Source organism: Paenibacillus sp. YIM B09110, from assembly GCF_037167145.1.
Classification (GTDB): Bacteria; Bacillota; Bacilli; order Paenibacillales; family Paenibacillaceae; genus Pristimantibacillus.
Genome location: NZ_JBANSP010000013.1, coordinates 111860 through 125736 on the forward strand (window position 1 = coordinate 111860; position 13877 = coordinate 125736).

General features: G+C 47.0%; 12 protein-coding genes. 10 read left to right on the forward strand and 2 right to left on the reverse strand.

Annotated elements, in window-relative coordinates; translation table 11 throughout:
• Positions 1-27: 27 nt before the first annotated feature.
• Positions 28-258: a hypothetical protein gene (locus tag V8F51_RS19380; protein WP_337102041.1), complete on the reverse strand. Its 231-nt coding sequence runs from the start codon at positions 256-258 to the stop codon at positions 28-30.
• A gap of 421 nt (positions 259-679) precedes the next feature.
• Between V8F51_RS19380 and V8F51_RS19385 the strand changes: the two genes are divergently transcribed.
• Positions 680-1213 (forward strand): hypothetical protein, encoded by a 534-nt coding sequence (locus tag V8F51_RS19385; protein ID WP_337102042.1) that lies wholly within the window; start codon positions 680-682, stop codon positions 1211-1213.
• A 672-nt stretch (positions 1214-1885) separates the two neighbouring features.
• On the opposite strand, the gene V8F51_RS19390 is transcribed toward V8F51_RS19385, so the two are convergent.
• A complete protein-coding gene (locus V8F51_RS19390) occupies positions 1886-2923 on the reverse strand; it encodes a LacI family DNA-binding transcriptional regulator (RefSeq protein WP_337102043.1) in 1038 nt (345 codons plus the stop codon).
• A 331-nt stretch (positions 2924-3254) separates the two neighbouring features.
• Between V8F51_RS19390 and cysD the strand changes: the two genes are divergently transcribed.
• From cysD to V8F51_RS19435, 9 genes are all read left to right on the forward strand, one after another.
• Positions 3255-4151: a sulfate adenylyltransferase subunit CysD gene (cysD, locus tag V8F51_RS19395; protein WP_337102044.1), complete on the forward strand. Its 897-nt coding sequence runs from the start codon at positions 3255-3257 to the stop codon at positions 4149-4151.
• The gene (locus tag V8F51_RS19400; RefSeq protein ID WP_337102046.1) at positions 4151-5755 is read left to right on the forward strand and encodes a sulfate adenylyltransferase subunit 1; all 1605 of its coding nucleotides are present in this window, start codon (positions 4151-4153) and stop codon (positions 5753-5755) included. The genes cysD and V8F51_RS19400 overlap by 1 nt, the downstream gene beginning before the upstream one ends.
• Before the next feature lie 156 nt (positions 5756-5911).
• On the forward strand, positions 5912-7168 hold the full coding sequence (locus V8F51_RS19405; protein ID WP_337102047.1) for a carbohydrate-binding domain-containing protein: 1257 nt from the start codon (positions 5912-5914) through the stop codon (positions 7166-7168).
• 135 nt (positions 7169-7303) lie between these two features.
• Entirely contained in the window at positions 7304-7870 is a 567-nt protein-coding gene (locus V8F51_RS19410) for an SF0329 family protein (protein WP_337102048.1), read from the forward strand.
• Between the two features lie 69 nt (positions 7871-7939).
• On the forward strand, positions 7940-9103 hold the full coding sequence (locus V8F51_RS19415) for a DUF4317 domain-containing protein (protein WP_337102049.1): 1164 nt from the start codon (positions 7940-7942) through the stop codon (positions 9101-9103).
• Between the two features lie 37 nt (positions 9104-9140).
• Positions 9141-9701: a DUF4256 domain-containing protein gene (locus V8F51_RS19420; protein ID WP_337102050.1), complete on the forward strand. Its 561-nt coding sequence runs from the start codon at positions 9141-9143 to the stop codon at positions 9699-9701.
• Positions 9702-10126: 425 nt separating this feature from the next.
• On the forward strand, positions 10127-11920 hold the full coding sequence (locus V8F51_RS19425) for an extracellular solute-binding protein (RefSeq protein ID WP_337102052.1): 1794 nt from the start codon (positions 10127-10129) through the stop codon (positions 11918-11920).
• Positions 11921-12029: 109 nt separating this feature from the next.
• Positions 12030-12926 carry an ABC transporter permease gene (locus V8F51_RS19430; RefSeq protein WP_337102053.1) on the forward strand — a complete coding sequence of 299 codons (897 nt, stop codon included), beginning with the start codon at positions 12030-12032 and terminating at the stop codon, positions 12924-12926.
• Positions 12927-12950: 24 nt separating this feature from the next.
• A complete protein-coding gene (locus tag V8F51_RS19435; RefSeq protein WP_337102054.1) occupies positions 12951-13829 on the forward strand; it encodes a carbohydrate ABC transporter permease in 879 nt (292 codons plus the stop codon).
• The last annotated feature ends 48 nt before the right edge of the window (positions 13830-13877 follow it).

Below are 13877 nucleotides of genomic sequence, written 5' to 3' on the forward strand. Positions count from 1 at the left end.
CGTTAGTGTAATGTTTAAATGTCCTAATTAACGTTTCTTAATATCATAAACTGTAACAAAAGCATCCTCATTAAAACCAAACTGCCTGCTTACAATGACATAGCTTTCATCGAAAATGTCAATGACATCACCAGTTATTAAGGTAGGCAATGAAACTTTTGTTTCCTGTTCAAACAAGCAATTATCGCCAACAAAGAAACGAGTTAAAAAAAATTCGATTGGCGGAAACTCAGGTTCATGCTTTATGAGCTTCAACATTGGTCACCTCATTTTAAATAGCAATTACTTCGAAAACGGCGACTAACCGCCTCATTATTCTTTGTACTAATGTTCTCCGATAGTTTAACCCCATCGTAGTCTGGAATTTTTTCTTCAATTAATTTTTTTATTATTCTTTCTTTAATAAACCCGCTAAATACCCAGTTAGTTCAATAAGGGCGCTATCTTCTATTAAACAATTTCGTAGTACTGCGACATATTGTTTTTTTTCTATCTATTATGATTACGAATAGACTATCATCATTTTGTGTAATAGTCATGTAATGTCTGTGCAAGAACCGACTGATTTCGTGCAAACTAATAGATTTTATTTGCTATAAAAGAAATTTTATGAATCTCATTGACATATTATACGTATTTATCGAGAGAATACATATAGAACTAGAACGGAGGAAAAATAATGAATGGTTTTTGGAGTATGTTAAAAAATTGGAACTGGAATGTTATATTAACGCTGCTGTTTACTTTAGCATTAGTTATAATTGCAGTAAAACAGTATTACATAACAGTAGAACAAACTGAAATTGCAGATAAACAGACTGAAATTGCAGATAAACAGACTAAAATTGCATCAGATGCGAATAAATTAGCACAATATGAATACAGATTTCAGTTTTATAATGATTTAGAAACTCTAATAGAACAGAATTCTGTCATTGAGAAAGAACCTCAATTAGAAGCTGATGAATATATTGAAATGAATTTTGAAATTGTGTCTCTCCTAAGAGAATCAAGACTTCTATTCGACGGTAAAACATCTAAGATGCTTAATGATGTTTTAGAGAAACACCTGTTATTCTTAATTGAGATGCACGAAGTTGGGATGTTATATGATAAGTACGAAGAAAGAAAAAGGTCACTATTAGAAGAGTATGCTGCGGTTCTTTCTAGTCCTGATCTAGCTGAATATTTAGATATTAATAAGATCAATTAAATTGTTTGATATTACAATAAAAAAGGCGTCTCTCCTAATGGAGAAACACCTTTTTTATGCCTTTATTGAAATAATAGTATACTTGCTTTATGTATCAGATATACTTCTTTATTGATAAACTTCATTACGTAGAAGCATTCTAGCTCGTCTAGTATTACTTGCTTAGGGTATGCATCCCATTTATCAAGCGTTTTAAACAACCGGTACTCATACATGATCACATATTTTTGATTTGTTTCTTCGTTTTCTTGAATAGCAGCGTCGAATTCATCGCGTGTCTTTGAAATGGGTTCCTGGTTCTCTACTTGAATAAATCGGCTAACCATACAAATTCTTGTCCTGAGTAAAAGACAAGAATTTGTATGGGTAAAATAAAAAAGCCTTGCTATGCAAGTCTTCTTATCCATATATGTTGTTGTCCTCCGACGCCACATCCTTATGTTAAAACATCCCATAACAATCGATTTCACTTCTTCGTTAATAGCTACTTTTAGGAGAGATATTATGAAAATATTAGAAATAATTATTGTAGGTATGGTGTTTGCATTTGTGTAACTATCCTACCCGTTAGCGTAATCAGCGAATGCCAGTCTTATACTTTCTTTTCTTCGGATCCCAAGAACGCAAAAACTCCCGTCCCGATTCGATTAATCGGGGCGGGAGTTTTGTTTTTTAAGAAGTAAACGATATCTTTGCGACGCTTTCCCGAATGATCAGCTTGTTCGGCAGCAGCACTTTGGCAGGCAGTTTGTGACGCTTGTTCATCCGATCGATTAAGAGCTGCACCGCCCAGTTCCCCATCTCGACAATGGGCATTCCCACGGTCGTCAGCATCGGAGATACGTAACCGGACAGCTCGATATTGTCCATGCTAATAATGGACAGCTGCTCAGGCACTTTGATTTTTGCCTCCGTAAATCGTCGCAACGCGGCGATTGCCGCAATGTCGGTTGCGCAAAATACGGCAGTCGGAATCGGGGAGGCTTTCGCCAGAAGCTCCTCGGCACCTTGATAGCCGCCAGGGCCGTTCTGCGGACAGTTGCTCACCAAGGTTTCCGAGCATTCCAGTCCGTATTTGTGAAGGGTATCGCGGTAGGCTTCATACCTTACCTCGTTTAACGTCTCCCCAATATAACCGATTCGTTTATGTCCGTTCGCAATCAGATGCATAATCGCAATTTGCGTAGCTTCATATCCGTCGCATATGACCTGATCACAGTTGGCCGCAATGACGTTTCGCCCTACATAGACCAGATTTTTGTAGTGTTTCTCGAGAAAATTCATGCTGTCGCTGCTGAAGCGGCCCAATATGATCGCGCCGTCCGTACCCGTATGGGAGGATTCAATCTGATCAAGCAGTGCATCGGTCTCGATATCAAAGAGAGAATAGGAAAGATGAATGGCATAACCCAAATCAAGCGCTTGCTGTTCGATGGCGCGAGACATCTGCGCAAAGAAAGGATCATCGTCCAATTGTCTGGTACGGCCCAATATACACGAGATGGAAGGAGGGGACGCCTTGCGGGAAGAACGTTTGCCAAGCTTGAGTTCCCTGGCATTCTGGTCCGGAATATAGCCGATTTCTCTCGCACACATCCAAACTCTGTCGCGCACTTCTTTTGTGGCAAAGCGATTGTCAGGGGAATTCAAAATGCGCGATACGGTTGAGATAGATACACCTGCCATAGCTGCTATCTGCTTTAAAGTCATCCGACATCCCCCTTTTATTATTATTTGACCACATCAGAATGTTTAAGTGCTTTACAGCGATAAAGCGTAAAGTAGATCATTCAGATTGGCGATAAAAACTTCCGCTTAAACGCGGTCGCTCATCCTCGAGATACTCCGATAGGAGTTTTTCTCATTATGATAGCTCGTTTTTGCGCAAAATAAAAGTCGATTTGCGTAAAGCGAACGCAATCTTATGAGATTATTCAAGTAAAACGTTTGCGTAATGAGTGCTGGTTTTCCAAATCGAAAAAACTTATAATAGTATGAAAATTGTGCTGATTTTTTTATGGGCATTATAGGAGTGATACACATGTCGCTGACACACTTGGATAAACTTGAGGCTGAGGCGATCTACATTTTTCGGGAAGTTGCCGCTGAATGTGAACGTCCGGTTATGCTTTATTCGGTAGGCAAAGATTCATCGGTCATGCTTCATCTGGCGATGAAAGCCTTTTACCCTGAAAAGCCGCCATTTCCACTGCTTCAAATCGATACGAGCTGGAAATTTCGCGAAATGATCGAGTTCCGTGATCGCAGAGCACAGGAGCTCGGTGTTGAATTGATTGTTCATCGCAACGAAGCTGCTATTGCAGAGGGCATCAATCCGTTTGATCACGGATCGGCATATACGGACATAATGAAAACGCAAGCGCTCAAAGAGGCGTTGACCAAGTATCAGTTTACCGCCGCTTTCGGCGGAGGACGACGGGATGAGGAGAAGTCTCGCGCTAAGGAGCGTATCTTCTCGTTCCGTAACGAGCAGCATACATGGGATCCGAAGAACCAACGTCCGGAAATGTGGAAGCTTTATAATACCCGCATCAATAAGGGAGAAAGCATGCGCGTATTCCCAATCTCCAACTGGACGGAGAAGGACATATGGCAATATATACAGCGCGAGAATATAGAGATTGTTCCGCTATATTTGGCAGCTGAGCGCCCGGTTGTCTATCGTGACGGCAATATCATCATGGTGGATGATGATCGCATGCGGATGCTTCCGGGAGAAACTCCCGAGATGAAGATGGTGCGTTTCCGTACATTAGGCTGTTACCCTCTTACAGGCGGGGTTGAGTCTGAAGCTGATACGCTGGACGAGGTTATCGCAGAGACGTTATCGGCAACGACTTCCGAACGAACAAGCCGCGTCATTGACAAGGAAGCTGCAGGCAGCATGGAGCGGCGCAAACGGGAGGGGTACTTCTAATGAGTCATACGGAAAGCAGTCTTCTAAAATTTATTACTTGCGGCAGCGTGGACGACGGCAAGTCAACGCTTATCGGCCATATTCTATACGACTCCAAAATGTTATATGCCGATCAGGAGCAGGCTCTTTTGCTGGACAGTCAGGTTGGCAGCCGAAACGGAGCTATCGACTATTCATTATTACTCGACGGTCTGATGGCTGAGCGCGAACAAGGCATTACGATTGACGTTGCTTACCGTTACTTCAATACCGAAAGGCGCAGCTTTATCGTTGCCGATACGCCGGGGCATGAGGAATACACCCGCAATATGGCCGTCGGTGCGGCATTTGCTGACCTGGCCGTTATTTTGCTGGACGCCAAGCAGGGCGTTCTGGTGCAAACTCGTCGCCACGCCCGTATATGCGCGCTAATGGGGATTAAGCATTTTATATTCGCGGTTAACAAAATCGATCTCGTAGGCTACGATAAGCAACGTTTCCTGGACATTACCGAGGATATTCAGCAGCTTCGCAACGAGCTCCGATTGGATAATGCCGTTATCATTCCCGTCTCGGCAACAGAGGGCGACAATGTAACGCAGCGTTCTGCCAATATGGAATGGTATGACGGTCCGACATTGCTGGAGCATCTGGAAACGGTGGATATTTCTACGGATGTCACGGAGAGCGGCTTCTACATGCCTGTTCAGCGGGTAAGCCGTCCGGATCATAGCTTCCGCGGCTTCCAAGGTCAGATCGAAGCGGGCAAGGTTGCCGTTGGCGATACGCTGACGATTCTGCCAAGCGGCGAGACGGCAATCGTCAAGTCGCTTCATATCGGAGAGAAGAAGGTAGATAACGCAATCTCTGGACAGCCTGTGACGATACAGCTTGATCGCGAGGTCGACGTATCGCGCGGCTGCGTGCTATCCAAGGATGCTGGCTTGAAAACATCGACCGTTCTTTCGACGACGCTCCTATGGATGGATGAGCAACAGCTCGTTCCGGGCAAGGAATACTGGATCAAGCTGGGCACGAAGCTGTTGCCTGCCTTGGTGACGGAGCTGCATCACAAGGTGGACGTCAATAACGGCAACTTGCTTGCGGCTACTACAGCGGTCAAAAACGAGCTCGTGAGCTGTGATATTGTTGTCTCTGAACCGCTCGTTGTCGATGAGTTTCTGCTGCACAAAACGATGGGCGGACTTATTCTGATTGACCGTGTTACGCACGCTACGGCGGCATGCGGGGTTGTTGTATCCGTAGGCAGCGAGAATCAGGATGGCGTGTTCTTGCAGGAAGGCGATACGAAGCAGCAAGTCAATCTGTTTGACAGCTTCTGGTTCGAGCCCGACGTGAACATGGTGCTTCGTCAGAAACATCCAGCCGCTACGTATAACAAAGGGGACGCGCTGCCTCTGCAGAGCGATCAATGCCGATATCCTGCTGATTTTGATCTGCAGTCGGATGCAGGCTTTGCTCATATCCGCGGCGGCCTATTCTTAGGTTTCGGCCCTCGCGAGCCGCGATTGCCTTTGCTTGATGTGAACGGACTGGAAGCAGGTACCGGTGCAATCGGAGGCTTTGGCAAATACCGCAATATTCTCGTACGAGATAAAGGTTAAGCATTTCGAGTAAGCTCGGCAAAAGAAAAGGTTCAAGCCCATGCGGCTTGAGCCTTTTTTTTAGTTTTTATTTTTAAGGTTGGCTAAAGCTAGCAGGATTACAATTCAAATAGAACAAGAGGCGATGATATCAATCAAATAGAGGAGTGTTCATTCATGAAAACAAAAAAGATAAAGAAAATAAGCGCCATTACGTTGGCCCTATTGCTTAGCGTATCAGCCGTGGGATGCTCTAACGCGCAAGACGGCAGCGAGGATGCGGCAGCCGCTCAAACCGCAATTGTTCAAGAAACAAGCACGCCGACAACAAGCGCGATAACGTCATCAAGCGGAACGACAGCAGCTGACGCTTCCGTTCTAGACACTTCGGAATTGTTCAGCGAACGGGATTTGGAACAGTCGGCGGACCTTGCGGACGCAACGCAAATTAATTTGGTGAGTGATCAAGACGTGACGCTGAATACAGAAGGTGTTTATGTCTTAAGTGGTGAGGCAACCAATGTGACGGTGGTGGTTGAAGCAGCCGAGGATGCGAAAGTTCAAATCGTCCTTGACGGCGTCCGGATTACCAATGAAGATTCGCCTGCCATTTATGTGAAAGAAGCGGATAAAGTCTTTGTTACATCCACGGACAGCGAGAGCTATATGGAGGTTACCGGCAGCTATGTGGCGGACGGAGATACCAATTTGGATGCCGTTATTTTTTCCAGAGCAGATCTGACCTTGAATGGAACCGGAAGTTTGGAAATTGTATCGAATGACGGGAACGGGATCTCTTCCAAGGATGATCTGAAAATTACCGGAGGCGTGTACAACATTCAATCCTCCGCGGATGCCTTAGAAGCCAATGATGCGATCCTTATCAACGATGGAACGCTAACGATCAATTCGGGCAAGGATGCCCTGCACAGCGAGAACGATGAGGATGCTGCTCTTGGTTATATCATTATTAAAGGCGGCGACTTCAGGATCTCCGCTGGCGACGATGCTATCCAAGGCAACAGCTTTGTTCAAATCGATGGCGGCACGATTAACATAGAGACCAGCGAAGAAGGGATCGAGGCGACCTCCGTCAAGATTAATGACGGTCAGATCACGCTGTATGCGAAGGATGACGGAATTAACGCTTCGCAAAAAGTCGATGGCAATGTCGTTATCGAAGTCAATGGAGGCACCATTAATGTAAAGATGGGAAGCGGCGATACGGACGCCTTTGATTCGAACGGCGATCTCTATATTAACGGAGGCACCATAACGGTCGAAGCCTCGTCAGCCTTTGATGCGGATGGTACAGCTCAATTAAACGGCGGAGATGTTACGGTCAATGGAGAAAAAATCACTCAAATTACTCTATCGCAAGGAGGCGGTGGTCGAGGAGGTGCAGGGGGCGGAAGAGGAATGGGCCGCCAGTAGTCTAGGAGTCGAATAGAAGACGGTTCTTTCCGGCCGGAACGAGGTTCAAGCCCATGCGGCTTGAGCCTTTTTAGGTTATTATAGAGTATGACTGTCTCAATAGGCAGTTTATAATAGAGAACATAGGTGAATGAGATGTCCTGGAGCAAATTGAAGCAGCAATTGGAGAGCTTTCTCAGTCCGGCGCTAAGCGGAAGGGTCGAATACCGAGCAACGGGCTACCGTTATTTGCCCGATAAAGCCGGACTTTGTTATATTGCGGCGGACAAAAAGAACGTGCTCAATATGATCGACAAAACGACCTTGATCCGTTGGTATGAGACGGAGCTGGACATTAAGAATGATGCCGGCATCTACATCCCGATCACTGACGAAGAAATCGAAGCCGTACGCAAAGGCGCGTCGGGAGTCATTCCGGAGGATCGGCTGCAAGTGATGGCAAGAAGCAGAAAAAAAGCAGAGCTAGCCAAGCAGCTTATGACGGCGCAAGTCTCTTTAAGCAAATCCAACTTCGTCGTGACAGCCAATGCGTTTCTATCCACTTCGATCGAGGCCAGCATGGAGAGCAACGATATTTTATTGAATATTTTAGCCTTGGTCGACAGACGAGTCGGGAAGAAGCGATTATTGAACATAGCCGACCAAATGAAGCTGAAGCATCCCGCTGTCCAATATTTTTATGAGCTGCGGCTTAGTACGTAATGAACATTATTAACTCATTCAATTAAACGCGTAAGGTCATCTTATTACATAGGAGCTGTCTGACGGAACATGATAAAGAAAGAGCTTGCACATATTCGCAAACAATTTAAGCTGGACAATGATTTGCTTAACCTTTTCGAGATTCTTAACGTATACATCATGAAAGAAAGCAATGAAATTTATCATTACGAGCGTCAGCCGTTCGCCATGCTGGACAGAGAGAAGCAAGAGCTGTATATGAGCAATTTCAAAAAATTGCTGACCGGAGAATTGGATCAGAAGCAATTCGAGTTAAAGTTCATGGATGAAGCGGTGGACCCTTCACAGGTGCTTCTCCATCAAGCGTTGGTGACCGGCGATTCGGATGAATGGCATGATCTGATGATTCTGATGGTGGACAAAATGTTGTCGGATACGAAGTATGAACGGGATACGGTCGTTACTTTCGTCCGCGGACAATATTTTCGCCCGACCAAGGAAAGGAACGAAGAAGCCGAGGAGAGCGGAAAGGACGAGCTGTTCGTCAATCCGTTCATTCTGTGCAGCGTGAATTCTACGGAACAACAGCGCAACACCCTTATGTTCGATTATGTCGAGAGGGAGTTCAAGTATAATGTCTTCGTAGATCCCATCATCAAATTGAACGCGCCGGAGCAAGGATTTTTCTACCCTAGCGTGACGGAGAACTATTCCGACGTGAATCGCATTATGTATTGCGCGGGTAAATCCAATGAACCGAATCCGCATTTTATCGAGCAGGTCTTGAATGCCGAGAAGTCCGTGACGGCGCAGGAAGAGAGAGCTATTTTCGAGGAAATCGTGAAGGAAGTGGCAGGAGAACAGCTCGATGCGGCAACGCTCGCTCATGTGTACGAGGAAATTCACCAGATCATCGAGACGAGCGAGGAGGAAGAGCCCCCGAAGCTGGATTATAAGGATGTAGCGCATATGCTCACTGCAAGCGGAGTGGATAATGTGACGACGGAAAAGGTGGAATTGGCGTTCGAAACGGTTGTCGACGACAAAAATTATGAGCTCAAAGCGACCAGCGTCATTCCGAAGTTTACTTCGAAATCGATTAAGATCGATACGAAGGTAGCCACGATTTCGGTCAGCCCGCAAGATTTAAAATATGTGAAACAGGTCAATTATAGAGGGAAACGATGCATCTTAATCGAGGTCGACGAGGATGCGGTTATTGAAGGATTTACGCTTACTACGGAGACGTTGTAGGCTCAAGAAGCCATGCAAATAACGAGGAGGAACGAACATGACAAACCGGGAGCTTTCACCTGAAGCAATTGAAGGGCTGCTCAAAACATTAAAAGGCCGATTCGAGAAAAATACGAACCGCCATGAGGACCTGTTATGGACCGATGTGCAGGCGAAGCTCGAAGCTAATCTTGAAAAACTGTGGTCGCTGGGCGAAATGGAAAAAACCGGCGGCGAGCCGGACGTCGTTGGCTATGATAAGAAGACGGGCGAATACATTTTCATCGATTGTTCAGCGGAAAGCCCAAAAGGTCGCAGAAGCATTTGTTATGACCGCGCGGCGCTGGATTCAAGAAAAGAGCATAAACCTGCCAATAGCGCTATGGATATGGCTGCTGACATGGGCGTTGAGCTATTAACGGAAGAACAATACCGGAAGCTGCAGGAATTCGGGAATTTCGATTTGAAAACATCGAGCTGGGTGATAACACCTGCTCCTATTAGAAAACTCGGAGGAGCCCTCTTCTGCGATCGCCGCTACGACACGGTCTTCGTGTACCACAATGGAGCAGAATCCTACTATGGGGCCAGAGGCTTTCGCGGGCTGCTAAGGGTTTAAAGATAATTCCAATCTATATTTGCTCAGAAGAACGACGCCCCTTCCAGTCAATGGAGGGGGTTTTTGACTGGATATCATACAATCAAAAAACGAGGAACGAGAAGTTATCAGAGTTTGATTGGATTTTGTACAGTCAAATGGACGGAGAAAGTTTACTGAAGGCTAAAATGCCGGATTTGGTTGTATAAATTCCACTCAAAAGTAAATTCACAGGCGATTGGGACCGATTAGACTGTATGAAATACAGGCAAACGTAACATCAGAGAGTACTTGTTCACAATAGAAGGCTAGCGCTCATTCAGCGTTAGCCATTTTTGTAATGTACGTTTTTCGTTATCACGTTAAAATTCGAATATATACGCAGTCCCGCTTAGTCCATATAATTTGAATCGTACCACTAAATGCGAAGGGAAAAGGGGAAAACGATGAGTCGATATGCGAAGGTCGTAAAGCTATTAGCACTTTCGATTGCAATTGGACTATTACCGACATTAGCGGCATGCACAAGCGGTAACGGCAACAACAATAACACCGGAAACACGACAGCCGCAACAAACAGTCCAACAACGGACAATAGCAATACAGAAGAGGCAACGGAAGTATGGAAGCAGAAGTTCGATCCTCCGGTTACGATTACGACGGCCATCGTAGACGATGGCACCTCGCGGGGCAACGCGTTCAAGCCCGGTGAATCGATGGAGGACAACGCCAATACGCGCTGGATGAAGGAAAACATGGGGATCGACGTGAAATTCGATTTCATCGTAACGAAGCCGGAAGATTACGATACGAAGCTTCGCTTGCTGTTGTCCAGCGGAGGCAAGCTGCCTGACTCGTTCGCGGCAGGTAATGACCCGCTGCAAAACCTGCTGGCGGCGGATAAGCTGCTGCCGCTCGACGAAGCGATCGAGAAATACGCGCATCCCGAATATAAGAAGATGCTGGAGAAGTATGGCTATGCGCTCGGCGAAGTGAAGAAGGACGGCAAGATCTACGGTTTGCCGGCGTTCTTCATGGGCGACGAAGGCACGGTCATGTGGATTCGCAAAGACTGGCTGGACAATCTAGGACTTCAAGCGCCTACGACGCTGGACGAATTCGAGAACGTGCTGAAGCAGTTCACCGAAGGCGATCCGGACAAGAACGGTCAGAAGGATACAATCGGCTTGGCTGTGCCGCTCAAGGAAGGTCCTTGGACATGGATGGGCCAGACGGACGCGATCGTCTCCGCTCTTACGGATCAAATGATCAATACGTACGACGTGCGCTTGTTCTGGAACAAGGGCGATGACGGCAAGCTGAGCTACGGCGCGATTCATCCGGACGCCAAGCTGTATCTGCAGAAGATGAGCGATTGGATGAGCAAAGGCTACATTGACAAGGAAGCCGGCATCAAAGATCCGGCCAAAGCTTCCGAGCTCGCGGCAAGCGGCAAAGCCGGCATTATGTTCGGACCGTTCTGGATGGGCGACTGGCCGCTCGGCGACGCAACGAAGAACAACCCGGAGGCCGACTTCCAGCCGTTTCCGCTCCCAGCCGGGCCAACTGGCTTGACGGGCCGCGCGGAGAAGCCGCTGACGCAGGGCTTCACGGTGTTCAACAAAGACTTCAAGCATATCGATGCTTGGTTCGCCTACTTTAACAAAATTATTGCGAAAAAGCTGGAACTGGCCGACGACCCGTACTTCGATCCGCGCTGGAAGGACGGCTACCATGAAGGCTACGATTACGTGAAACTGGACGGCAAAGTCATCAAGGGCAACTACGAAGCGGCAGGCGTACCGGCGGACCAATGGCCGCTCAAGGACGGCGCTACGATCGACATCCGCTTTATGATGACGAATATTCTCGGTAACTTCACGAGCATTCCGAACTCCAACAGCGAAGCGGTCAAGAAGTTCCTGGCTGACCCGAACGCCGAGGCGGTAACGTCCATGGAATTCGACGTCAAGCAAATGAAGCCTAGACAGCTTGCGGCTGCAGGCGTCCGGATTAACCAAACCGTCTCCGAAGGCAAAAACTATTTTACCGGTCCAATGACGGCAACGATGAAGTCGAAGGGCGAATTGCTCAAGAAGCTCGCTACGGAAAGCTATCTGAAGATCATCTACGGCGACAAGCCGATCGAGTATTTCGATGATTTCGTCAAGCAATGGCTGGATAACGGCGGTCAGAAAATTACGGACGAAGTCAACGATTGGTATGCCAAAAACCAGTAATTCATCACGGATGACAGTTGAAGATTCAATAAATTGAACAGGGAGGAGAGGGCAGCCTTGGCTCGCTCGCTCCTCCTCCATTTTTTTTAACGGAAAGGAAGGGTTCGTAATGGCGGCGTATTGGCGAAAAACTTGGCCATTTCATCTTCTATTGTTGCCGGCTTTGGCGTTGGTCATCGTGTTTCAATATATTCCTTTGTTCGGGGCCGTTATTGCCTTCCAGGATTACGAGCCGTGGCTAGGGATCAAAAATTCGCCTTGGGTAGGCTTGGACCATTTCAAGTATTTGTTCACGTATCCGGACGGCAAGCAGATCATATGGAATACGTTAATTATTTCGGCGTTCAAGCTGGCTGTGAATTTGGTTATTCCGATTATTTTCGCTCTGCTGCTTAATGAAGTCAGCAAAATGTTTTTCAAGAGAGCAGTGCAGACATTCGTTTATTTGCCGCATTTCCTGTCGTGGGTTATTCTAGGCGGCATTATGATCGATATTTTGTCGACGGAGGGCGGCATCGTAAATCGTCTCCTGAATTCATTCGGTATCGACAGCATCTTCTTTTTGGGCAACGGCAACTGGTTCCGATTCACGGTCGTGCTAAGCGACGTATGGAAGGAATTTGGATTTTCCGCGATTATTTTTCTCGCCACTTTGGTAGGAATCAATCCGGCTCTGTACGAAGCTGCCGAAATCGACGGGGCTACGCGCTGGCAGCAGGTGAGGCTGATCTCCGTTCCGCTGATGATGCCGATCGTGATCGTCGTCGCGACGTTGTCGCTCGGCAGAATACTGGATGCGGGCTTCGATCAAATTCTTAATATTTACAATCCCCTTGTCTATTCGCATGGCGATATCATCGATACGTTCGTCTATCGGGAAGGCTTGAACAACGGACAGTTCAGCTTCGGAACGGCAGTCGGCCTATTCAAGTCGGCGATCGGCTTCGTCCTAATTGTCATCAGTTACAGACTGGCATTCAAATTAGCCAACTATCGCATATTTTAATATAGTCTTGAGGAGGCGGAGACGATGCGCTATCGCTCTAGAGGGTACACCGTATTTACGATCTCGAACACGATCTTTCTTAGTCTGCTGTCGCTGATTTGCATTCTACCTCTTCTTCACGTGCTAGCGATGTCTTTCAGCTCGCGGGCAGCCGCAACGGCGAATATCGTCAATTTCTGGCCTATCGGCTTTACGATTGACGCTTACTTGAAGACGCTCAGCAACGCGATGTTCATCAAATCGCTCGGCTTCGGCCTCGAGCGGACGGTGCTCGGCACAGTGCTGTCGATGGCGGTCATCACGATGGCGGCGTATAGCTTGTCCAAATCCATTCATAAGTTCCCGGGCCGTCAAATTTACATCTGGGTGTTCGTCTTCACGATGTTATTCTCAGGTGGGCTTATCCCTTCTTATGTGTTGGTTAGCAAGCTGCATTTGATCGACACGATCTGGTCGCTGGTTCTGCCTACGGCCGTCAGCGTATGGAATATGATTCTGATGCTCAATTTCTTTCGGACGATTCCGCAGGAGCTTGAGGAGGCTGCCCATATCGACGGAGCCGGTCATTTGAGAGTGCTATGGAGCGTTTATTTGCCTGTATCGATGCCGTCCATTGCGACGCTGTCCTTATTCACGATGGTGTTCCATTGGAATTCATGGTTCGACGGCATGATCTACATGTCCAATCCGGACGGGTATCCGCTCGCCACTTATTTGCACTCCATGATTGTTAGTGACAACCTGTCGAGGGTCGGTGTAACATTGGATAGTGTAGCGAACTTTTCTAACCGAACGGTCAAATCGGCGCAAATCTTTATCGGAGCGCTGCCGATTCTGCTCGTCTATCCGTTTCTCCAAAAGTATTTCGTCAAAGGCATCGTGCTTGGCTCGGTGAAATCCTAGGGCGAACGCAAGAAACGATGAAAGCGCTATACTTCAAAGCGTAATCGA